Origin of the sequence: Frigoribacterium sp. NBH87 (assembly GCF_014217665.1) — a bacterium.
Taxonomy (GTDB): Bacteria; Actinomycetota; Actinomycetes; order Actinomycetales; family Microbacteriaceae; genus Frigoribacterium; species Frigoribacterium endophyticum.
Genome location: NZ_CP043650.1, coordinates 2,989,855 through 3,011,299 on the forward strand (window position 1 = coordinate 2,989,855; position 21,445 = coordinate 3,011,299).

Below are 21,445 nucleotides of genomic sequence, written 5' to 3' on the forward strand. Positions count from 1 at the left end.
AGGGAGGACAGCCGTGTCCACCGTGTGTTCTCAGAACACCCCGAGCATACGGAACGCGCGGTGGGCACCGCTGCCGAGGCTGCCCTAACTAGTTCGATGTCGAGAGACGGTCAGCTCGTCGCCGACAGCTGCCGGGCCCGGGCGGAGGCGCGGGTCGGCACCGCCGGAGCCGCCACCGCGTCGGCGTAGTGCCCGAGCAGCTCGTCCCCGAGGCGCTCCCAGGTGCGGCCGACGACGGCGCGGCGCCCCGCCTCGCCGAACCGTGCCCGGAGGGCCGGGTCGTCGACCAGCAGCCGGACGGCCCGGCGAAGCGAGTGGTCGTGCAGGGGGTCGACCAGGAACCCGTCGACGCCGTGCCGGACGAGGTCGAGGGGCCCGCCCGCGGCGGGGGCCACGACCGGCGTCCCGCTCGCGTGCGCCTCCTGGACCGTCTGCCCGAAGGTCTCCGTGACGCCGGTGTGCACGAAGACGTCCAGGGCCGCGTAGGCGTCCGCCAGCTCGTCGCCGTGCAGCGCCCCGGTGAACACGGGGTCGAGGTGCCGGAGCCGCCGCCGCAGCGACGGCAGCGCCGGGCCGTCGCCGACCACGACGAAGCGGGTGCCGGGCGTGCGGTACAGGGCCGCGAGCCGCTCGACCTGCTTCTCGGGGGCGAGGCGTCCCACGTAGCCGACCAGCGCCTCCCCGGGGGCCGCGCCGACTGCTGCGCGGAAGGCGGCGGACCCGCCCGTGCCGCGCCGGTTCGGGTGGTAGCGCACCGAGTCGACGCCGCGGCCCCAGGTCGCGAGCCGGTCGACCCCGGCGCGGCGCAGGTCGCGCAGCGAGGCCGACGACGGCACGAGGGTGACGGTGGCCTGCTCGTGCAGTCGACGGACCAGGCGCCAGGCGACCGCGGCGGTGACGGGGCCGAGGCCGCTCGTGCTCGCGTAGCGGGCGACGTCGGTCTGGAAGACCGCGACGCTCGGCAGCCCGAGGCGCGCCGCCGCCGCGATCGCGTGACCGCCGAGGAGGAAGGGGGAGGCGACGTGGACGACGTCGGGGCAGAAGTCCGCGAGGGCGCCCGCGACGACCGGCGAGGGCAGCCCGACGGGGAACTGCCGGTAGGCCACGCTGGGCACGCGGTGCACCCTGGCGGGGCCGTAGGAGTCGTGGCCCCGGCCCGCGGGAGCGATGACGATGGCCTCGTGGCCGCGTCGCTCCAGGTGGTCGAGCACCCGCAGCACGCTCGTCGTCACCCCGTTGACGGTGGGCAGGAAGCTCTCGGTCACGATGGCGACCCTCATGGGGACCTCCTCGGCTCGGCGTCCTCCCAGGCTCCGCCCGGGGCGTGGCCGGGGCGGGGACCGGCCGTGGCCGGGCCGTGGCGGCCGCGTGAACGGGCGGGGACGGCGGGCGACCACGGCACGCGCGCCGCCGGTGCCCGCCCCGGAGGCGCGCCCCACCGGCTCCCGACCCTCCCGTCGCTAGGGTGGCCGTCATGAGCATCTCCGAGAGCGTCGAGCGCTTCTACAGCATCATCCCCGCCGGCGGCATCGGTTCCCGGCTCTGGCCCCTCAGCCGCGCCGACGCCCCCAAGTTCCTGCACGACCTGACCGGCAGCGGCTCGACGCTGCTGCGCGGCACCTGGGACCGCCTGGCGCCCCTGGCGGGCGAGCAGCGGATCATGGTCGTGACCGGCAGGGCGCACCGCGCCGCCGTCGAGGCCCAGCTGCCGTCGCTGGCCGACCACAACGTGGTGCTCGAGAGCGAGCCGAAGGACAGCACCGCGGCCATCGGCCTCGCCGCGGCGATCCTCCGCCGCCGCGAGCCGGACGTCATCATCGGCTCGTTCGCGGCCGACCACGTCATCGCCGACACCCGGGGGTTCCAGCGCGCCGTCGGCGAGGCCATCGTCGCCGCCGACGCCGGCTACATCGCCACGATCGGCATCACCCCCACCGAGCCCGCCATCGGCTTCGGCTACATCCACGCGGGCGACGCCCTCGCCGTCGAGGGCGCGCCGAGCGCCCTGCGCGTCGAGTCGTTCGTCGAGAAGCCGGACCTCGAGACGGCCGAGCGGTACGTGGCCGGGGGCGACTACCTCTGGAACGGGGGCATGTTCATCGCCCGTGCCGACCGCCTCCTCGAACAGCTCGGCGAGACCCGCCCGGAGCTGCTCGCGGGCCTCGAGGAGCTCGCCGAGGCGTGGGACACCCCGCGCCGGGGCGCCGTCGTGGACCGCATCTGGCCGGGCCTCGAGAAGATCGCGATCGACTACACGGTCGCCGAGCCCGCGGCGGCGGCGGGCCGCCTCGCGGTCATCCCGGGCGCCTTCGACTGGGACGACGTGGGCGACTTCGCCTCGATCGCCAAGCTGCACTCGGGCGGGCGCAAGAGCGACCTCGCCATCCTCGGCGAGAACGCCCGCGTGCTCGCTGACGCCTCCAGCGGCATCGTGGTCGGCCACAGCGGCCGGCTCATCTCGCTGATCGGGGTGAACGACATCATCGTGGTCGACACCCCGGACGCCCTCCTGGTCACCACGACGGCGAACGCGCAGCGCGTCAAGTCGGTCGTCGACGCCCTCAAGCTGAGCGGCCGCAGCGACGTCCTCTGACGGCCCGACCGGGCTGTCCTGTTACGGGCCCGTTACGCGACGGTCGCGGTCGTGTAACGCCTCGGTCTCACTCTCCCGGAGCGGTCGGAGGGGCTCCGCGCAGTAGGTAACCTGTCGCCATACGTGCCCGGCGTCTCGTGCCGGGCAGCACCTTGGAGGACAACTTGACTACAACTGCGCGCAGGGCCGTCTTCGGCGGCCTCGCCCTGGCGAGCACCGTCGCCATCCTGGCCGGCTGTGCCTCGGCCCCCGAGAGCGACGACGCCGCGGGCGGCAGCTCGAGCGACTTCGTGCCCTGCATGGTGTCCGACGCCGGCGGCTTCGACGACAAGTCGTTCAACCAGCTGGGCTACGAGGGCCTGACCGAGGCCGCGGAGACCGCGGGCGCCGAGGCCAAGACCGTCGAGTCGGCCGACGAGACCGTCTACGACGCCAACCTCTCGAACCTCGCCGACCAGGGCTGCGGCCTGATCGTCACGGTCGGCTTCGCCCTCGCCGACGCCACGAAGACGGCGGCCGAGGCCAACACCGGCGTGAACTACGCCACCATCGACGACGCGTCGATCACCGCCGACAACGTCAAGCCGATCACGTTCAACACGTCGGAGGCGGCCTTCCTCGCCGGCTACGCCGCGGCGAGCTACTCGAAGAGCGGCACCGTCGGCACCTTCGGCGGCATGCAGTTCCCGACCGTCACCATCTTCATGGACGGCTTCGCCGACGGCGTCGAGTACTACAACGAGCAGAAGAGCGCCGACGTCAAGGTCGTCGGCTGGGACGTCGCGTCGCAGACCGGCACCTTCACCGGCGGCTTCGAGGCCGGCACCACGGCCAAGCAGAGCGCCCAGACCCTGATCGACCAGGGCGCGGACGTCATCCTGCCCGTCGGCGGCCCGATCTACCAGAGCGCCGCCGAGGCCATCCGCGACTCCGGCTCGGACGTCGTCCTGGTCGGCGCCGACTCCGACACCTACGAGACCGACAGCGCCAACAGCGACCTGTTCCTGACCTCGGTGCTCAAGGGCATCAAGCAGGCCACGAACGACGTCGTGACCCAGTCGGCCGACGGCTCGTTCTCGAACGAGCCCTACGTGGGCACCCTCGAGAACGACGGCGTGGGCATCGCTCCGTTCCACGACTACGAGGACAAGATCGACGCCGGGCTCCAGGACGAGCTCGACACGATCAAGGCCGGCATCATCGACGGCTCGATCGAGGTCGAGTCGCCCTCGGCCCTCAGCTGAGCCGAGCCGGCACCCCCTCAGGCATCGTCTAGCATTGCCTGATCGAGGGCCCGGTCCGGACGGTCCCCACCGTTCGGCCGGGCCCTTCCCACGCCTACACCCGAGGTAGATTGACGAGATGAAGCTCGAGCTCCAGGGCATCACCAAGCGATTCGGCGCACTGACCGCCAACGACCACATCAGCCTCACCGTCGAGCCGGGCGAGATCCACGCCCTCCTCGGTGAGAACGGCGCCGGCAAGTCCACGCTCATGAACGTGCTCTACGGCCTGTACCAGGCCGACGAGGGCGAGATCCTGCTCGACGACGTCGTCCAGCGGTTCTCCGGCCCCGGCGACGCCATGGCGGCGGGCATCGGCATGGTCCACCAGCACTTCATGCTCGTCCCCGTGTTCACGGTGGCGGAGAACGTGATGCTCGGCCACGAGGAGACCCGCCCCGGCGGGCGGCTCGACCTGCAGGCCGCCCGCGCGAAGGTGCGCGAGATCTCCCGGCGCTTCGGCTTCGACATCGACCCCGACGCCGTCGTCGAGGAGCTCCCGGTCGGCGTGCAGCAGCGCGTCGAGATAGTCAAGGCGCTCTCGCGCGACGCCGAGGTCCTCGTCTTCGACGAGCCGACCGCCGTGCTGACCCCCCAAGAGACCGACGAGCTCATGGTCATCATGCGTCAGCTCCGCGACGCCGGCACGGGCATCGTCTTCATCACCCACAAGCTCCGCGAGGTGCGCGAGGTCGCCGACCGCATCACGGTGATCCGCCTAGGCAAGGTGGTCGGCGAGGCCGAGCCCACGGCGACCAACGCCGAGCTGGCGTCGCTCATGGTCGGCCGCGCGGTGGAGCTCACCGTCCAGAAGGCCCCCGCCGTCCCGGGCGAGGCCGCCCTGGTCGTGGAGGGGCTCCGGGTGCTCGACCCCATCGGCCAGGTCGTCGTCGACGACGTCTCGTTCGAGGTGCGCCGCGGCGAGGTGCTCGCGATCGCGGGCGTCCAGGGCAACGGCCAGACCGAGCTCACCGAGGCGATCCTCGGCCTGCAGGGCCGGGTCGAGGGCCGGGTCACGCTCGACGGGCGCGACATCACGGGGCTGAGCGTCCGCCGCGTGCTCGACGCCGGGGTCGGCTTCGTCCCCGAGGACCGCAACGAGGACGGCCTCGTCGGCGAGTTCACCGTCGCCGAGAACCTCATGCTCGACCGCTCGCAGTCCGGGCCGTTCGTCAAGCGCGGCTCACTGCGCCTCGCCGAGCTCGCCGCCTTCGCGGTCGAGAAGGTGCGGGAGTTCGACATCCGCACCCAGGGCATCACCACGCCCGCCGGGCGCCTGTCGGGCGGCAACCAGCAGAAGGTCGTGCTCGCGCGCGAGCTGAGCCGCGACCTGCGCCTCTTCGTGGCGGCCCAGCCCACCCGCGGCATCGACGTCGGGTCGATCGAGTTCGTCCACAAGCGCATCGTCGAGACGCGCGACCAGGGCGTGCCCGTCATCGTCGTCTCGACCGAGCTCGACGAGGTCGTGGCCCTGGCCGACCGCATCGCCGTGATGTACCGCGGCTCGATCATCGGCATCGTCCCCGCCGACACCCCCCGCGACGTGCTGGGGCTCATGATGGCCGGCGAGACGCCGCACGGAACGGAGCAGGCAGCGTGAGCGACGCCACCACCACGACCACCCCGACCCCGGCAGGCGGCCCGGCCGCCCCGGAGACGCGACCGGACGACTCGCGCGGGTCGCGCCTCCTGCGGGAGATCACGACCGGCAACGCGGCCATCTCGGTCCTCGCCGTGGTGCTCGCCCTCGTCGTCTCGGGCCTGCTGATCGGCTTCACCGACCCCACGGTCCAGTCGACCCTCGGGTACTTCGCGTCGCGGCCGACCGACTTCTTCCAGGCCTTCGGCCAGACGGTGGGCGGGGCGTACTCGTCGCTCTTCCAGGGCGCGGTCTACAACTTCCGGGTCGACGGCTTTGCCGCCGGGATCCGCCCGCTCACCGAGACGCTCAACTACTCGGTGCCGCTCATCGCGGCCGGTCTCGGCGTCGCCCTCGCCTTCCGGGTCGGCCTCTTCAACATCGGTGCCCGCGGCCAGATGCTCGTCGCGGCCGGAGCGGCGGGGTGGGTCGGCTTCTCGTTCGACCTGCCGCTCGCGGTCCACCTGCCCCTCGCGCTCCTGGCCGGCATCGCCGGCGGAGCCGTGTGGGGCGGGCTCGTCGGCCTGCTGAAGGCCAGGACGGGCGCGCACGAGGTGATCCTCACGATCATGCTCAACTACATCGCCTTCTACCTGATCTCGTTCGCCCTGCGCACGCCGGGCCTCCTGCAGGCCCCGGGCAGCCCGAACCCGAAGTCGCCCGCGACGCTCCCGAGCGCCGTGCTGCCCGATCTCTTCGGGGCCCGCTACAACCTCAACTGGGGCTTCATCCTGGTGATCGTCGTGACTGCCGTCGTCTGGTGGCTCATCAACCGGTCGACGCTCGGGTTCCGGTTCCGCGCGGTGGGCGAGAACCCCCACGCCGCCCGCACGGCCGGCATGGACGTCAAGAACATCTACCTGTACGCCATGCTGATCTCCGGCGCCCTGGCGGGCGTCGCGGGCTCGACGCAGGTGCTCGGCACGCTCACCACGGGCTTCACCGCGGGCATCGACGCCGGCATCGGCTTCGACGCCATCACCGTCGCTCTGCTCGGTCGCTCGCGCCCGTGGGGCGTCTTCGGCGCCGGCGTGCTCTTCGGTGCCCTCAAGGCCGGCGGCTACTCGATGCAGGCGGCCAACGGCGTGCCGATCGACATCGTGCTCGTCGTGCAGTCCCTGATCGTGCTGTTCGTCGCGGCCCCGCCGCTCGTCCGCAGCATCTTCCGTCTGCCCGCGCCGGGTGCCCGCAGGGCCCCCCGCGCCTCGAAGAAGGAGGCGGTGGTCACCAAGTGAGCACCCTCACCCCCGACGTCGCGGCTCCCGCCGCGCCCACGCCCGGCCTCGCCCGCGCCGTCACGCGCAGCTTCAAGGCCCCGATCGCGTTCGCGGTCTTCTCGGTCATCGCCGTCGTGCTCTTCGTCGGCCTGCAGCGGGAGGGGCGGAGCACCTTCCGCCTCTCGACGCCCACCGACTTCTTCGCCCTGCCCGACGCGGTGCTGCCGTCCGCCGCGACGGGGGTCGTCCTCACCGTCGTGCTGGTGCTGCTGACCGTCGGCGCCTTCCTCCTGGCCGTCCGCGCCGCGCGCGTGCCGATCTGGCTGGTCAGCGTGTTCGGCGTCGTCTTCCTCGTCGCCTTCCTCACCTGGACGAGCGCCGACGCGACGATCCCCGTGCCGGGCCTCCTGCTCGGGGCCCTCGCGCTCAGCACGCCGCTCATCTTCGGCGCCCTGGGCGGCGTCATCTCGGAGCGGGTCGGCGTCGTGAACGTCGCGATCGAGGGGCAGCTGCTGGCCGGCGCCTTCGTCTCGGCCGTGGTGGCCTCGGCCACCGGGTCGGCCGTCGTCGGCCTCGCCTCGGCCATGGTCGCGGGCGTGCTCGTCTCGATGGTCCTCGCGGTGTTCAGCATCCGCTACATCGTCGACCAGGTGATCGTCGGCGTCGTGCTCAACGTGCTCGTCACGGGCCTCACGAGCTTCCTGTACTCGCAGGTGCTCACGAAGTCGGAGGCGCTCAACGAGGGCGTCCGCTTCCCGCAGCTGCCGATCCCCGGCCTGAGCCAGATCCCGATCATCGGGCCGGTGTTCTTCCGCCAGACGATCATCGTCTACCTGATGTACGTCGCGATCGCCGTCGTCTTCTACGGGCTCTTCCGCACCCGGTGGGGGCTGCGCCTCCGCGCCGTCGGCGAGCACCCGCAGGCCGCCGACACCGTGGGCATCAAGGTCAACGCGACCCGGTTCTGGAACGTCTCCCTCGCCGGTGCCATCGCTGGCCTGGGCGGGGCGTACTTCACCCTCGGCTCGCTGGGCAACTTCCAGAAGGAGATGACGGCGGGGGCGGGCTTCATCGCCCTGGCCGCCGTGATCTTCGGCCGGTGGGACCCGATCAAGGCCACGCTCGCGGCGCTGCTGTTCGGCTTCGCCTCGAACCTCCAGAACGTGCTCGGGGCCATCGGCTCCCCGGTGCCGAGCGAGTTCATGCTGATGCTGCCCTACGTCGTGACGATCTTCGCCGTGGCGGGGCTCGTCGGCCAGTCCCGCGGCCCGGCCGCCTCCGGCAAGGCCTACGTGAAGTCGTGAGCGTCGTCGAGTCCACCGACTGGGAGGCCCTCCGGGCCGCGGCCCGGGCGGCCATGTCCAAGGCGTACGTCCCCTACTCGAAGTTCCCCGTCGGGGCGGCCGCGCTGACGACCGACGGCCGGCTCGTCTCGGGCTGCAACATCGAGAACGCGTCGTACGGCATCACGCTCTGCGCCGAGTGCTCCCTCGTCACCGACCTCGTCATGGGCGGCGGGGGGCGACTCGTCGCCTTCGCCTGCGTCGACGGCAACGGCGACGTCCTGATGCCCTGCGGTCGCTGCCGGCAGCTGCTCTACGAGCACTCCGACGCCTCCATGGTGCTCGACACCGTCTCGGGCTTCCGCACGATCGACGAGGTCATCCCCGACGCGTTCGGGCCGCGCCAGCTCGAGGAGTTCCGAGCCTCGCAGGCGTAGGCGCCCCTCGGGGCGTGCACCGCGCCTCCTCGCCCCCGCCCTCCGTCCGGCGTCGTTCCGGGGCCGGCGAGACACCTCCGGAACGACGCCGCCACCGCTGAGGAGACCCCATGACCACCACCGTCGAGCCCTTCGACACCGTCGACCTGATCCGCGTCAAGCGCGGCTCGGGCGCCCTCAGCACCGCGCAGATCGACTGGCTGATCGACGCCTACACCCGCGGGTACGTGGCGGACGAGCAGATGTCGGCGCTGACCATGGCGATCTTCCTCAACGGCATGGAGCGCCGCGAGATCCGCGACATGACCCTGGCCATGATCCGCAGCGGCGAGACGATGGACTTCGCCGGCCTCGGCAAGACCACCGTCGACAAGCACTCGACCGGGGGAGTGGGCGACAAGATCACGCTGCCGCTCGCCCCGCTCGTGGCCTCGTTCGGCGTCGCCGTGCCGCAGCTCTCGGGCCGCGGCCTCGGCCACACGGGCGGCACGCTCGACAAGCTCGAGTCGATCCCCGGCTGGCAGGCGTCGATCTCGAACGAGCGGATGCGCGAGATCATGGCCGACACCGGCGCGGTCGTCTGCGCGGCCGGCTCGGGCCTCGCCCCGGCCGACGGCAAGCTGTACGCGCTCCGCGACATCACCGGCACGGTCGAGTGCATCCCCCTCATCGCGTCGTCGATCATGAGCAAGAAGATCGCGGAGGGCACGGCGGCCCTCGTGCTCGACGTCAAGTTCGGCTCGGGCGCCTTCATCCAGGACATCGAGCAGTCGCGCCTGCTCGCCCGCACGATGGTCGACCTCGGCACGGACGCCGGGGTCGCGACGACCGCCCTGCTCACCGACATGAACGTGCCGCTCGGCCTGACGATCGGCAACGCCCTCGAGGTGCGCGAGTCCGTCGAGACCCTCGCGGGCGGCGGCCCGGCCGACATCCGGGAGCTCACGGTCGCGCTGGCGCGCGAGATGCTGACCCTCGCCGGCCAGCCCGACGCGGACGTGGAGGCCGCGCTCGACGACGGCCGCGCGATGGACGCCTGGAAGGCCATGATCCGCGCCCAGGGCGGCGACCCGGACGCGGCGCTCCCGACCGCGCGCGGGACGCACGTCGTCACGGCCGAGCGCAGCGGGTACCTCACCGAGCAGCGGGCGCTGCCCTTCGGCGTGGGCGCCTGGCGCCTGGGCGCGGGCCGCGCCCGCAAGCAGGACCCCGTCCAGGCCGCGGCCGGCATCGAGCTGCACGCGAAGCCGGGCGACGCGGTGACGGCGGGCCAGCCCCTGTTCACGCTGCACACCGACGAGCCCGCGCGCTTCGAGCGCGCGCTCGAGGCGGTGCAGGGGGCCTGGAGCATCGGCGACGAGCGGACGACCCGCGGGCCGATCGTGGCCGAGCGCGTCTCCTGACGCCCGTCCCGGCGGCGTCCAGCCGGTGCGCCGGGCGTGCCCGACGAGCGCCCGGCTGGCTCGCCGTGGTCGTCCAGGGTCGGGGGCCCGCGCACGGGTAGGTTGGTCCCCATGAGCGCTCCGGACAAGGACTACCGACTGCCTGACGGCGGCCCCAGCATCGTCTCCCTCCCCAAGGTGTCGTTGCACGACCACCTCGACGGCGGGCTCCGCCCCTCGACGATCATCGAGCTGGCCGACGAGATCGGCTACGACCTGCCGGTCGGGGGCGACGCGGAGGCGCTCGGGCGCTGGTTCGTCGAGAGCGCCGACTCCGGCAACCTGCCCGACTACCTCGCCACCTTCGACGTGACGACGGCGGTCATGCAGACCGAGGCGGGCCTGCACCGCGTGGCCCGTGAGTTCGTCCTCGACCTGGCGGCCGACGGCGTCGTGCACGGCGAGGTCCGCTGGGCCCCCGAGCAGCACCTCACCGCCGGCCTGTCGCTCGACGCGACGGTGGAGGCCGTCCAGGCGGGCATCGACCAGGCCGTGGAGGAGCTCTCCGGCCAGGGCCACGACATCTCCGTCGGCCAGCTGATCACGGCCATGCGCCACGCCGACCGCGGCCTCGAGATCGCCCAGCTCGCGGTGCGCCACCGGGAGAACGGCGTCGTCGGGTTCGACATCGCCGGCGCCGAGGCGGGCTTCCCCGCCAGCGCCCACCGCCCCGCCTTCGACCTCCTCGCGCGCGAGTTCTTCCCGGTCACCGTGCACGCCGGCGAGGCCGACGGCCTCGACAGCATCCGCAGCGCCCTCCTCGACGGCCGGGCCCTGCGCCTCGGCCACGGCGTCCGCCTCGCGGAGGACATCCGTGTCGTCGAGGCCCGCGGCGGCCAGACCACGGTCGAGCTCGGCCCGATCGCGTCGTGGGTCCGCGACCGCGAGATCGCCCTCGAGCTCTCCCCGCAGTCGAACCTCCAGACCGGGGCGATCTCGGCCTGGGGCCCCGACCTCGACGACCACCCCTTCGACCTGCTCTACCAGCTCGGCTACCGGGTCACGGTCAACACCGACAACCGCCTGATGAGCGACACGAGCCTCAGCAAGGAGCTCGCGCTGCTGGCCCAGGCGTTCGACTACGGCCTCGACGACCTGCTCGCGTTCCAGCTCAACGCCGCCGCGTCGAGCTTCCTCCCGCTGGAGGACCGCGACGAGCTGGCCGACCGCATCACGGCGGGGTTCGAGGCGGTCTGACGTGACGCTGCCCCCGGTGCCCGACTCCGCCGTCGTCATCGCCGCGCCCGTCACCGACTGGCGCGCGGCGGTGCACGCGGCGGCCGACGCGCTGGTCGCCTCCGGGTCGGCGCTGCCCGGCTACGGCGACGAGATGGTGCGGATGATCGACGAGCACGGCCCGTACGTCGTCATCGCGCCGGGCCTCGCGCTCGCCCACGCCCGGCCCGACGACCTCGTCCTGCGTGACGGCCTCGCCGTCGTCACCCTCGCGGCTCCCGTGGCCTTCGGGCACCCGCACAACGACCCGGTGAGCGTCGTGCTCGGCCTCGCCGTCGAGTCGGTGGGCGGTCACCTCGAGTCGATCGCCGACATCGCGAACGTCTTCAACGACGCCTCGGTCATCCCCGCCCTCGCCAGCGCGGCCTCCGCCGACGAGGTCCGTCGGCTGCTCGGCGCTCCCGCCGTGGCCGACGGCGGCCGCTCGACGCCCGAGGAGGGCTCCCCGTGAAGATCGTGACCATCTGCGGCGTCGGCATCGGCAGCAGCGGCATCCTCAAGGTCAACGCCGAGCGCGTCCTGGCCAAGCTCGACATCGAGGCGGACGTCGTCGCGGCCGACATCGGCTCCCTGGCGGGGGTCGCCGACGACGCCCAGGTGATCCTGACCTCCGCCGAGTTCGTCGAGGCCATCGGCCAGACCTTCGCCGACGTCATCGTCATCCAGAACCACTTCGACCAGCAGGAGCTCACCGAGAAGCTGCAGCGTTCGCTGGGCTGACGGAGCCGGTCCGGGCACGGACGCACGGACGGAGGCCGCCCCTCTCAGGGGAGCGGCCTCCGTCCTCGTCTCGCGGCGGACTAGGCCAGCAACGCCCGCATGCCCGCGTCGAGGTCGGCCACGGCCGCCTCGGCGGCGGCCCGGCGAGCCAGGGCGTCTCCGTCGGTGCTCGACGCGTCGATGTAGACCTTGAGCTTCGGCTCCGTCCCGCTCGGGCGCACGATGACCCTCGAGCCGTCGGTGAACCAAAAGCGGAGGACGTCGCCCGCGGGGAACTCCCCGAAGCCGTCCACGAAGTCGTCGACGTGGTCGACCCGTCGCGTGCCGATCTGGCGGGGCGGCGACTGGCGGAGTCGCGTGGTCAGCTCCGTGATGCGCTCCAGGTCGTCGACGCGCAGCGAGATCTGCGAGGAGGCGTATGCGCCGAACTCCGCGTCGAAGTCGCGCAGGTGCTCGGCGATGCTCGAGCCCCGGCCGTGCAGCTCGGTGGCCAGGGCCAGGATCTCGACGGCGGCGGAGATGCCGTCCTTGTCACGGACCTTCGCGGGGTCGACCAGGTAGCCGAGGGCCTCCTCGTAGCCGTACAGCAGGCCGCCGACGCGGGAGACCCACTTGAAGCCGGTGAGGGTGTCGCGGTAGTCGAGGTCGTAGCGGCGGGCGACCTCGCGGAGGGCCGGCGACGAGACGATGCTCGCCGCGAGGGTCCCGTCGACGTCGTCCCGGCGGGCGCGCTCGGCGGCACGCCACCCCAGCAGGGCCCCGACCTCGTTGCCGGTCAGGCGCCGCCACCCCTCGGGGCCCGGGACGGCGACCGCGAGGCGGTCCGCGTCCGGGTCGTTGGCGATGACGAGGTCGGCGGAGACGCGGTCGGCGGTGGCGAAGGCCAGGTCGAGCGCCCCGGGCTCCTCGGGGTTCGGGAAGGCGACCGTGGGGAAGGCGGGGTCGGGCGCCGACTGCTCGGCGACGGGCACGGGCTCGGTGAAGCCGGCCGTCGCGAAGACGCGACGGGCGACCTCCCACCCGACGCCGTGCATGGCCGTGTAGACGACGCGGGGCTGCGAGCCCGACGCGGCGGTGCCGGTGAGGGCCGCGGTGCGCGCCACGTACTCGCCGACGAGGTCGTCGCCGGCTTCCCGGTGGTCGTCGGAGCGGGGGATCTCGGACACCGGCCGGCGCGCGGCCTCCTCGATCAGGGCGGCGATCTCCGTGTCGACCGGCGACACGATCTGCGACCCGGCGTCGAGGCCGCCGAGGTACACCTTGTAGCCGTTGTCGGCGGCGGGGTTGTGGCTCGCGGTCACCATGACCCCGGCGCTGACGTCGAGGTGGCGCACGGCGAAGGCGAGCACGGGGGTGGGCAGCGCCCGGGGGAGCAGCGTGGCGGAGACGCCCGCCGCGGCCATGATCTCCGCCGTGTCGCGGGCGAAGACGTCGCTGTTGGTCCGGCCGTCGTAGCCGATGACGATCGACGGCGTGGCCTCACGGCCGACCAGGAACGCCGCGAAGCCCGCTGCCGCCTGGGCCACGAGCACGCGGTTCATGCGGTTCGGGCCGGCTCCGAGGGCGCCGCGGAGGCCCGCCGTGCCGAACTGCAGGCGGCCGTCGAAGCGGTCGCGCAGCTCCGCGGTCGCCGCGTCGTCGCCCGACCGCGCCGCCGTCAGCAGCGCGGCGAGCTCGGCGCGGGTGACCTCGTCAGGGTCCTGGTCGAGCCAGGCCTGCGCGTCGGCGAGGAGGTCCGTGGTCGCGTCGCCGCTCACAGGGCCGCCACGATGCGGGAGAGCAGGTCGCTGATGGCGGCCTCGGCGTCGCGGCCGGCCTGCAGCACCTCCTGGTGCGACAGCGGCTCCTTCTGGATGCCGGCGGCGAGGTTGGTGATGAGCGACATGCCGAGGATCTCCATGCCGGCCTGGCGGGCGGCGATGGCCTCGAGGGCCGTCGACATGCCGACGATGTGGCCGCCCATGGCCTTCGCCATCTGCACCTCGGCGGGGGTCTCGTAGTGCGGCCCGCGGAACTGCGTGTAGACGCCCTCGTCGAGCGAGGGGTCGATGCCCTTGGCGAGCTCGCGGAGCCGCGCCGAGTAGAGGTCGGTGAGGTCGATGAAGGTCGCGCCCTCGAGGGGGGAGTCGGCGGTCAGGTTGATGTGGTCGCTGATCAGCACGGGGCTGCCCGGCTTCCAGGTCTCCTTGATGCCGCCCGCGCCGTTGGTGAGGATCATCGTGGTCGCGCCGGTGGCGGCCGCGGTGCGGACGCTGTGCACGACACGGCGGACGCCGTGGCCCTCGTAGTAGTGCGTGCGGGCGCCGATGACGAGAGCGTGCTTGCCGCTGGGCAGCAGGATGCTGCGGATCGAGCCGGTGTGGCCGACCACCGCGGAGGCGCTAAAGCCGGTGATCTCGGTGGCGGGCACCTCGGCGACGGTCTCGCCGATCAGGTCGGCCGCCGCGGCCCAGCCGCTGCCCAGCGTGAGGGCGATGTCGTGGCGCTCGACGCCGGTGGCCCGGGCGATGTCGGCAGCGGCGGTGCGGGCGACCTCGAACGGGTCGGCAGCGGGGTCGTCGAGGGGGTGCGTGGGTGTCTCGGACATGCGCTCCACTCTAGGGTCTGCTCCCCGGGCCGGCGGGCGCCGCCGCGGGCGTCAGTCGATGCTGAGCAGCACGTGCCCCGACGACACCGTCTGGCCGACCGTGGCCGAGATGCCCGAGACGACGCCGTCGCGGTGGGCCGCGACCGGCTGCTCCATCTTCATCGCCTCGAGCACGAGCACGAGGTCGCCCTTGACGACCGACTGGCCCTCCTCGACGGCGAGCTTGACGACGGTGGCCTGCATGGGCGACGTCACCTGCGAGCCCGTCGCGGTGACGACGGTCGACCCGCCGGAGCGCCGGCGGGGAGCGGCGGCGGGAGGCGCGGTGCGGGCCCCCAGACCGGCCGGCAGCGAGACCTCGACGCGCTTGCCGCCGACCTCGACCACGACGGTGGTGCGCTCGTCGAGCGCGCGCGGCGCCTCGGCCTCGCCGCTCCAGGCGGGGATGTCGTTCTCGAACTCGGTCTCGATCCACCGGGTGTAGATCGAGAAGGGCGCCCCGTCGGCCGGGGCGAAGGCGGGGTCGCGCACGATGGCGCGGTGGAACGGCAGGACGGTGGGGAGGCCGGCGACCGCGAACTCGTCGAGGGCGCGGCGCGAGCGCTCGAGGGCCTCCTCGCGGGTGGCCCCGGTGACGATCAGCTTGGCAAGGAGGGAGTCGAACGACCCGCTGATCTCGTCGCCCGCCTGCACGCCGCTGTCGACGCGGACGCCGGGGCCGGTCGGGGCGGAGAACACGTGGACGGGGCCGGGGGCGGGCATGAAGCCCCGCCCGGCGTCCTCGCCGTTGATGCGGAACTCGAACGAGTGCCCGCGGGCGACGGGGTCGCCGTACTCGAGCGCGCCGCCCTCGGCGAGGCGGAACTGCTCGCGCACGAGGTCGATGCCGGTGACCTCCTCCGAGACCGGGTGCTCGACCTGGAGGCGCGTGTTCACCTCGAGGAAGGAGACGGTGCCGTCCTTCCCGACGAGGAACTCGCAGGTGCCGGCGCCGACGTACCCGACCTCGCGGAGGATGGCCTTCGACGCGCTGTAGAGGGCCTCCACCTGGGCCTCCGTCAGGAACGGCGCGGGCGCCTCCTCGACGAGCTTCTGGTGACGGCGCTGCAGCGAGCAGTCGCGCGTGGAGACGACCACGACGTTGCCGTGCTGGTCGGCGAGGCACTGGGTCTCGACGTGCCGGGGCTGGTCGAGGTACTTCTCGACGAAGCACTCGCCGCGGCCGAAGGCGGCGACGGCCTCGCGGGTCGCGGACTCGAACAGCTCGGGGACCTCCTCGCGGGTGCGGGCCACCTTGAGGCCGCGGCCGCCGCCGCCGAACGCCGCCTTGATGGCGACGGGGAGGCCGTGCTGGTCGACGAACTCGAGCACCTCGTCGGCCCCGGAGACCGGGTTGAGGGTGCCGGGGGCGAGCGGGGCGCCGACCCGCTCCGCGATGTGGCGGGCGCTGACCTTGTCGCCCAGCTGCTCGATGGCCTCGGGCGAGGGCCCGATCCAGACGAGCCCCGCGGCCGTGACGGCGCGCGCGAAGTCGGCGTTCTCGGCGAGGAACCCGTAGCCGGGGTGCACCGCGTCCGCCCCGGAGCGGCGGGCGACGGAGAGGATCTTGTCGATGACGAGGTACGTCTCGGCGCTCGTCGTGCCCTCGAGCGCGTAGGCCTCGTCGGCGAGGCGGGCGTGCTGGGCGTCGCGGTCCTGGTCGGCGTAGACGGCGACGGAGCCGATGCCGCTGTCGCGGGCGGCCCGGATCACGCGGACGGCGATCTCTCCACGGTTGGCGATGAGGACCTTGCTGATACGAGGCATAGTTCCTCACCCTATTGCGCGGTCGAGCCTTTTCTTTGGCTGACGTGCACAAGAACACGCGGGAGACGCGTGATGCTTCCTACGAGGACGCCCCGGTCGGAGACGTCCAGAGCTCCTGCCAGCCGACGCCGAAGCCTCGCACGAGCGAGCGGAGCACCGGCACGGAGAGCCCCACGACGGCGCTCGGGGTGCCCTCGATGTGGCTGATGAAGGCGGAGGCGCGGCCGTCGATGGTGAAGGCGCCGGCCACCTCGAGGGGCTCCCCGGTGGCCACGTAGGCGTCGAGCTCGGCCGGGTCGAGGTCGTCGGCGAAGGTGAGGTCGGCGGAGGCGACGGCTCCCGCGCCTCCGGACGGGTGCTGCTCCGTCGCTCGGGGCGCGCCTCCGCGGTGGTCGATCAACCAGTGGCCCGACCAGAGCGTGCCGTGCCCGACCTCGGCCATGCGGCGCCAGCGGTCGAGCGCGAGCCGCGGCAGGTGCGGCTTGCCGTGCACCTCGCCGTCGAACTCGAAGGCGCTGTCGCCGCCCAGGACGAGGCCGTCGAGCGGGCGGCCGTCGACGGTCACGTCGAGCACGGCCTCGGCCTTGGCCCTGGCCAGGAGCGACACGGTCTCGGAGGCCGTCAGGCGTCGCCCCGCCTCCTCCTCGGCCCGCGCGACCGCGGCGTCCTCGTCGACGCCGGGGCTGATCAGGACGGGCTCGACGCCCGCGGCCCGGAGGAGGGCGAGGCGGGCGGGGGAGGTGCTGGCCAGGTAGAGCGCGACGGTCATGCCCGCCAGCCTGTCAGACTCGACGCATGGGAGACATGCTGGGCCGCGAGCTCGAACTGGACGTGACGGGCATCGCACACGGGGGCATCTCGGTGGCCCGCCTCGACGGGCGCGTGGTGTTCGTCAGCGACACCCTGCCGGGCGAGAGGGTGGTCGCCCGCGTCACCGACGACAAGAAGAAGTCGTTCTGGCGCGCCGACACCGTGTCGGTGGTCGAGGCCAGCGAGCACCGGCGCCCGCACGTGTGGTCGGCCGCCGCCCTCGAGGTCGACCCGGTCGACCGGGCCGGCGGCGCCGAGTTCGGCCACGTCGACCTCGCCCACCAGCGCGAGCTCAAGTCGCAGGTGCTGCGCGACGCGCTCGTGCGCACCGGCGGCGTCCCCGAGGCCGACGCGACCGTCACGGTCGAGGCCCTGCCGGGCGACGACGAGCGCCGAGGGACGGGCTGGCGCACGCGGGTCCGCCTGCACCTCGACGCCGACGGCCGACCCGGCCAGTACGCGGCGCGCTCGCACCGCGTCGTGCCCGTCCGCGACCTGCCGCTCGCCACCGACGAGGTCGCCGCCGCGGCCCCGCTCGGCGAGGCCTTCGCCGGCGAGGAACACGTCGACGTCCTCGCGCCGAGCGTCGGGGGAGCGCGCCTCGTCATCGGGCGCCAGGCGCCCACCACCATCACCGAGACGGTCGGCGACCGCAGCTTCCGCCTCGACGACCGCGGCTTCTGGCAGGTGCACCGCGAGGCCGCGGCGACCCTGACGGCCGCCGTGCAGCAGATGGTCGACGTCGACCTCTTCGACCCGCGCGCCGACAACCTCGACCTCTACGGCGGCGTGGGCCTGCTGGCGGCTGCGCTCGGCGACGCCTTCGGCCCCTCCGTCCGCGTGACGAGCGTCGAGAGCGACGAGCGAGCCACCGAGCACGCCTCCGAGAACCTCGCCGAGTGGCTCGGCGCCTCGGCCGAGACGGGCCGCGTCGAGCGCTGGGTCCGCCAGCGCGCCGACCGCGCGACCGCCGCCGAGCGCGACCGCGCGCGGGCCGCGACCGTCGTGCTCGACCCGCCGCGCTCGGGCGCCGGCAAGGAGGTCGTGGCCGCCCTCGGCGAGCTGTCGCCGGCCCAGGTCGTCTACGTGGCCTGCGACCCGGTCGCCCTCGCCCGCGACGTCGCCCTGTTCCGCGACGCGGGCTACGACGCCGTCCGTCTCCGGGCCTTCGACCTCTTCCCGAACACGCACCACGTCGAGACCGTCGTGCAGCTGCGCCGACGCTGACGCGGCCGCCCCGGGCGGATACGATGGCGTCGTGCACGGCCGGGATCAGGGACCGGCCGCACGCCGACAGAAGGACCCACCGTGACTGACGCCACGACCGACGCTCCGGTCTCGCCCCCGCCCGCTCCGCCCGTGAGGGTCGCCATCGTCGACGACCACGAGTCCGTGCGCCTCGGCATCCAGGCCGCGTGCCAGAACGAGGGCTTCGACGTCGTGCTCACCGCCGCGGGGGTGCAGGAGCTCGTCGAGGCGCTCGCCGGCCGCGAGGTCGACGTGGTCGTGCTCGACCTCTCCCTCGGCGACGGCTCGACCGTCACCGAGAACGTCAAGCGCGTCCAGGCCACCGGCTCGGCCGTCCTGGTCCACAGCATCGCCGACCGGGTCGCCAGCGTGCGCGAGGCGCTCGCGGCGGGCGCGGCCGGCGTCATCCCCAAGTCGTCGGCGACGAAGACCGTGATGGCCGCCGTCGCCACGGTCGCCCGCGGCGACGTGCTGAACAACCTCGAGTGGGCGAGCGCGATCGACGCCGACCGCGACTTCGCGAAGGCCCAGCTCGGTCGGCGCGAGCGCGAGATCCTCCACCTCTACGCCTCGGGCCTCCCGCTCAAGCTCGCCGCCCAGCAGCTCGGCATCGGCTACTCGACGGCCCGCGAGTACCTCGACCGCATCCGCGTGAAGTACGTCGAGGTCGGCCGCCCGGCACCCACCAAGGTCGACCTGCTGCGTCGCGCCGTCGAGGACGGCATCCTGCCGGGCCTCGACGCGGACGGCGGCGATGGCCGCTGAGCGGGCGCTCACCGCTCCCGCCCCGCCCCGCGCCTCGCGCAACCCGATCAGCCAAGCCCTCTTCGACAAGGTCCTCGGCCGGGTCATCGCGCTCGCGGGCCTGATCTTCGGGCTGCAGGCCTTCCCGAGCATGCTCGCCCAGATCGGCAGCATGCAGGTCGCGTGGGCATGGATCATCGGGCTGGCCATGTTCGGCGGCTTCGTCGCCATCGGGGTGGCGAGCCTCCTCGTCCGCGGCGTCGAGACGGCCAGCGCCTTCGTCGCGGTCGCCTACCTCATCGCCCTCATCACCGGGCCGCTGGCCGTCCAGGACCCGAGCGTCGTGCAGCCCTCCGTGCCCTGGCTCTGGTACCTCTGCACGGTGGCCACCGCGGCGGCCGCCTTCGCCTTCTCGGCCTGGATCGCGACCGGCTACCTCTTCGTCGCCCCGCTGGTCTACGGGCTCATCCGGCTGACGCCCTCGGGGGGCGGGGCGACGGTCTCCCGCGCCGCCCTCGACTCCGTCTACGCCGTGCTGCTCGGCGGCGCCGTCCTCATCCTCGTCCTGATCCTGCGGCAAGCCAGCGCCAACGTCGACGCGGCCCAGGCGACCGCGGTGGCGCGGTACTCGAACGCGATCCGCGAGCACGCGACCGAGCTCGAGCGCGTCGAGGTCGACGCGATCGTCCACGACAGCGTCCTGACGACCTTCATCCAGGCGGCGCGGGCCTACAGCGCGGAGGAAAAGGTCCTCGCGACCTCGATGGCCCGGAACGCGGTGGCGCACCTCTCCAGCGCCGCCAGCCAGACGCCCTTCGACGAGTCGGCGACGACCCTCGGCTCCATGCGCGACCGGCTGGTCGTCGTCACGAGCGAGATGGGTGCCGACGTGGAGGTCAGCACGCGCGGCATCGACGGCCACGGCATCCCCTCGCCGGCGGCCGAGGCGCTCTACAGCGCGGCCGTCCAGGCCGTCGTCAACAGCTGCCAGCACGCCGGCGGCGACGACGTCCGACGGTGGGTGACGGTCGAGTGGACCGAGACCGGCGGAGCGCTCGTCGAGGTCGGCGACACCGGCCGGGGGTTCGACCCCGGGCACGTGCCGGAGGGGCGCCTCGGCGTCCGGGTCTCCATCGTCGAGCGGCTCGCCACCGCGGGCGGGCTCGCCTGCATCGACTCGCGCCCCGGCGAGGGCACCGTCGTGCGCCTCGCCTGGCCGAGCGGCGACGTCGTCGGCCCCGCCGACGCCGCCCGCGAGGAGGCCGCGTCGTGAGGGTCAGCGTCCCGCGCTGGCTGATCGTCCTGCTGGCCGCCGTCTTCTCCGGCTACCACCTCGTCCTCGCCGCCGTCAGCCTCGACCGCTTCGACGATCCGTGGCCCGTCGTGGCGTGCATGGTCGTCTACGTCGTCGTGACGGTCATGGTGCTCTGGCCCTCGGGCCGCGCGCGCATGCCCGTCTGGCTCGCCGCGTTCGCGCTGGCCGTCAGCGTCGTCATGCCGCTCCTCGTGACGTCGCAGCTCGACCCGTCGCAGAAGAACGGCTACGCGACCTGGTACGTCGCGGCGATCGGCACGCTGATGGTCATCGTCGCCACCCGTCGCCGCCAGGGGTTCGCCTGGCTCGGGGTCGGCTTCATGGCCGTCCACGGCGTGACCTGGGGCGGGCTCGGCGCCGTCGCCGACCTCGGGGTCGTCGGCAGCGTCTCGTGGGTCGCCTTCGCGCACGCGATGACGGCGACCCTGACCCGCGCCGGCCGGGAGACGCGCGAGTTCATCCTCGCCGAGCACGAGGCGGCCGACTGGCAGGCCGCCCAGGAGGCGCACGTCAACGAACGCCAGTACCGCCTTCTCCAGACCAGTCGCACCGCACGGCCGATGCTGCAGGAGATCGTGGCCCAGGGCGGCGACCTCACGCCCGAGCAGCGGCAGGAGTGCCTCCACCTTGAGGGCGCGATCCGCGACGAGATCCGCGGCCGCCGCCTCCTCGACGACGACGTCCGGCGAGAGGTCATGGCCGCCCGACGCCGGGGCGCCGTCGTCAGCCTGCTCGACGAGGGCGGCATCGACGACCTCGACGCCCGGGAGCTGCGACGCATCCACCAGGCCCTCGCCGAGGCGCTCCACGGTTCGTCCGCCGACCGCATCATCATCCGGACGGCCTCCGGCGGAGGCGACGACGCGGTGACGGTCGTGGGCCTCGGCTCGGCCGACCTGAGCTCCAGCGCCCTCGGTCGAGGAGTCGCGGCGGAGGCCGACGAGGACGACGACGGCGACGAGGTCCAGCTCTGGCTGCAGATCCCGCGCTCGGTGCCGGAGCGGGCGGCTCCGTAGCGGCCACGCCCCGGTCGTGCCCGGAGCAGGCTGGGGGCCGCCGGACGACGAAGGAGGGCCGGACGATGA

Annotated in this window: 19 protein-coding genes; 14 read left to right on the plus strand and 5 right to left on the minus strand. The window is 73.4% G+C overall.

Going from position 1 to position 21,445, the window contains the following annotated elements:
* Positions 1-110: 110 nt before the first annotated feature.
* Positions 111-1,280 (minus strand): glycosyltransferase family 1 protein, encoded by a 1,170-nt coding sequence (locus tag F1C15_RS13960; protein ID WP_185231879.1) that lies wholly within the window; start codon positions 1,278-1,280, stop codon positions 111-113.
* Between the two features lie 194 nt (positions 1,281-1,474).
* Here F1C15_RS13960 and F1C15_RS13965 point away from each other — a divergent pair, with 194 nt between their 5' ends.
* The 10 genes from F1C15_RS13965 (at position 1,475) to F1C15_RS14010 (ending at position 11,850) form a co-directional block, all read left to right on the plus strand.
* Positions 1,475-2,593, plus strand: a complete 1,119-nt coding sequence (locus F1C15_RS13965) for a mannose-1-phosphate guanylyltransferase (protein ID WP_185231881.1) — start codon at positions 1,475-1,477, stop codon at positions 2,591-2,593.
* Between the two features lie 164 nt (positions 2,594-2,757).
* Positions 2,758-3,837 carry a BMP family protein gene (locus F1C15_RS13970; RefSeq protein ID WP_185231883.1) on the plus strand — a complete coding sequence of 360 codons (1,080 nt, stop codon included), beginning with the start codon at positions 2,758-2,760 and terminating at the stop codon, positions 3,835-3,837.
* Between the two features lie 118 nt (positions 3,838-3,955).
* Positions 3,956-5,476 carry an ABC transporter ATP-binding protein gene (locus F1C15_RS13975; RefSeq protein WP_185231885.1) on the plus strand — a complete coding sequence of 507 codons (1,521 nt, stop codon included), beginning with the start codon at positions 3,956-3,958 and terminating at the stop codon, positions 5,474-5,476.
* Entirely contained in the window at positions 5,473-6,750 is a 1,278-nt protein-coding gene (locus tag F1C15_RS13980; RefSeq protein WP_185231887.1) for an ABC transporter permease, read from the plus strand. The genes F1C15_RS13975 and F1C15_RS13980 overlap by 4 nt, the downstream gene beginning before the upstream one ends.
* On the plus strand, positions 6,747-8,036 hold the full coding sequence (locus tag F1C15_RS13985; RefSeq protein ID WP_056053248.1) for an ABC transporter permease: 1,290 nt from the start codon (positions 6,747-6,749) through the stop codon (positions 8,034-8,036). The genes F1C15_RS13980 and F1C15_RS13985 overlap by 4 nt, the downstream gene beginning before the upstream one ends.
* A gap of 53 nt (positions 8,037-8,089) precedes the next feature.
* Entirely contained in the window at positions 8,090-8,452 is a 363-nt protein-coding gene (locus F1C15_RS13990) for a cytidine deaminase (protein ID WP_185234386.1), read from the plus strand.
* 110 nt (positions 8,453-8,562) lie between these two features.
* A complete protein-coding gene (locus tag F1C15_RS13995; RefSeq protein ID WP_185231889.1) occupies positions 8,563-9,855 on the plus strand; it encodes a thymidine phosphorylase in 1,293 nt (430 codons plus the stop codon).
* A 111-nt stretch (positions 9,856-9,966) separates the two neighbouring features.
* A complete protein-coding gene (locus F1C15_RS14000; protein WP_185231891.1) occupies positions 9,967-11,091 on the plus strand; it encodes an adenosine deaminase in 1,125 nt (374 codons plus the stop codon).
* 1 nt (position 11,092) lies between these two features.
* On the plus strand, positions 11,093-11,581 hold the full coding sequence (locus F1C15_RS14005) for a PTS sugar transporter subunit IIA (RefSeq protein ID WP_185231893.1): 489 nt from the start codon (positions 11,093-11,095) through the stop codon (positions 11,579-11,581).
* Positions 11,578-11,850 carry a PTS sugar transporter subunit IIB gene (locus F1C15_RS14010; RefSeq protein WP_167258650.1) on the plus strand — a complete coding sequence of 91 codons (273 nt, stop codon included), beginning with the start codon at positions 11,578-11,580 and terminating at the stop codon, positions 11,848-11,850. The genes F1C15_RS14005 and F1C15_RS14010 overlap by 4 nt, the downstream gene beginning before the upstream one ends.
* Positions 11,851-11,930: 80 nt before the next feature.
* Here F1C15_RS14010 and F1C15_RS14015 read toward each other — a convergent pair whose 3' ends face one another.
* The 4 genes from F1C15_RS14015 to F1C15_RS14030 form a co-directional block, all read right to left on the minus strand.
* Positions 11,931-13,607, minus strand: coding sequence for a phospho-sugar mutase (locus tag F1C15_RS14015; RefSeq protein ID WP_185231896.1), 1,677 nt, complete (start codon positions 13,605-13,607; stop codon positions 11,931-11,933).
* Complete coding sequence (locus tag F1C15_RS14020) at positions 13,604-14,437, minus strand: purine-nucleoside phosphorylase (protein WP_056053268.1); 834 nt, start codon at positions 14,435-14,437, stop codon at positions 13,604-13,606. Before F1C15_RS14020 ends, F1C15_RS14015 begins: the two co-directional genes overlap by 4 nt.
* A 51-nt stretch (positions 14,438-14,488) precedes the next feature.
* On the minus strand, positions 14,489-16,243 hold the full coding sequence (locus tag F1C15_RS14025; RefSeq protein ID WP_185231898.1) for a biotin carboxylase N-terminal domain-containing protein: 1,755 nt from the start codon (positions 16,241-16,243) through the stop codon (positions 14,489-14,491).
* Positions 16,244-16,322: 79 nt separating this feature from the next.
* Positions 16,323-17,012, minus strand: a complete 690-nt coding sequence (locus tag F1C15_RS14030; RefSeq protein ID WP_056053274.1) for a nucleoside triphosphate pyrophosphatase — start codon at positions 17,010-17,012, stop codon at positions 16,323-16,325.
* Positions 17,013-17,038: 26 nt separating this feature from the next.
* Between F1C15_RS14030 and F1C15_RS14035 the strand changes: the two genes are divergently transcribed.
* The 4 genes from F1C15_RS14035 to F1C15_RS14050 all read left to right on the plus strand — a co-directional run bounded on the left by F1C15_RS14035 (position 17,039) and on the right by F1C15_RS14050 (position 21,376).
* Positions 17,039-18,280: a class I SAM-dependent RNA methyltransferase gene (locus F1C15_RS14035; protein ID WP_185231899.1), complete on the plus strand. Its 1,242-nt coding sequence runs from the start codon at positions 17,039-17,041 to the stop codon at positions 18,278-18,280.
* An 81-nt stretch (positions 18,281-18,361) separates the two neighbouring features.
* On the plus strand, positions 18,362-19,066 hold the full coding sequence (locus F1C15_RS14040) for a response regulator transcription factor (RefSeq protein ID WP_056053280.1): 705 nt from the start codon (positions 18,362-18,364) through the stop codon (positions 19,064-19,066).
* A complete protein-coding gene (locus F1C15_RS14045; protein WP_185231901.1) occupies positions 19,056-20,318 on the plus strand; it encodes a sensor histidine kinase in 1,263 nt (420 codons plus the stop codon). Before F1C15_RS14040 ends, F1C15_RS14045 begins: the two co-directional genes overlap by 11 nt.
* Positions 20,315-21,376: a hypothetical protein gene (locus F1C15_RS14050; protein WP_185231903.1), complete on the plus strand. Its 1,062-nt coding sequence runs from the start codon at positions 20,315-20,317 to the stop codon at positions 21,374-21,376. The genes F1C15_RS14045 and F1C15_RS14050 overlap by 4 nt, the downstream gene beginning before the upstream one ends.
* Positions 21,377-21,445: the final 69 nt, after the last annotated feature.

Coding starts and splice junctions, on each gene's coding strand:
- F1C15_RS14045 (WP_185231901.1), top strand. CDS start 19,056: ATGGCCGCTGAGCGGGCGCTCACCGCTCCCGCCCCGCCCCGCGCCTCG.
- F1C15_RS14025 (WP_185231898.1), bottom strand. CDS start 16,243: ATGCCTCGTATCAGCAAGGTCCTCATCGCCAACCGTGGAGAGATCGCC.
- F1C15_RS14030 (WP_056053274.1), bottom strand. CDS start 17,012: ATGACCGTCGCGCTCTACCTGGCCAGCACCTCCCCCGCCCGCCTCGCC.
- F1C15_RS13990 (WP_185234386.1), top strand. CDS start 8,090: ATGTCCAAGGCGTACGTCCCCTACTCGAAGTTCCCCGTCGGGGCGGCC.
- F1C15_RS13995 (WP_185231889.1), top strand. CDS start 8,563: ATGACCACCACCGTCGAGCCCTTCGACACCGTCGACCTGATCCGCGTC.
- F1C15_RS14000 (WP_185231891.1), top strand. CDS start 9,967: ATGAGCGCTCCGGACAAGGACTACCGACTGCCTGACGGCGGCCCCAGC.
- F1C15_RS13960 (WP_185231879.1), bottom strand. CDS start 1,280: ATGAGGGTCGCCATCGTGACCGAGAGCTTCCTGCCCACCGTCAACGGG.
- F1C15_RS14020 (WP_056053268.1), bottom strand. CDS start 14,437: ATGTCCGAGACACCCACGCACCCCCTCGACGACCCCGCTGCCGACCCG.
- F1C15_RS13975 (WP_185231885.1), top strand. CDS start 3,956: ATGAAGCTCGAGCTCCAGGGCATCACCAAGCGATTCGGCGCACTGACC.
- F1C15_RS14035 (WP_185231899.1), top strand. CDS start 17,039: ATGGGAGACATGCTGGGCCGCGAGCTCGAACTGGACGTGACGGGCATC.
- F1C15_RS13965 (WP_185231881.1), top strand. CDS start 1,475: ATGAGCATCTCCGAGAGCGTCGAGCGCTTCTACAGCATCATCCCCGCC.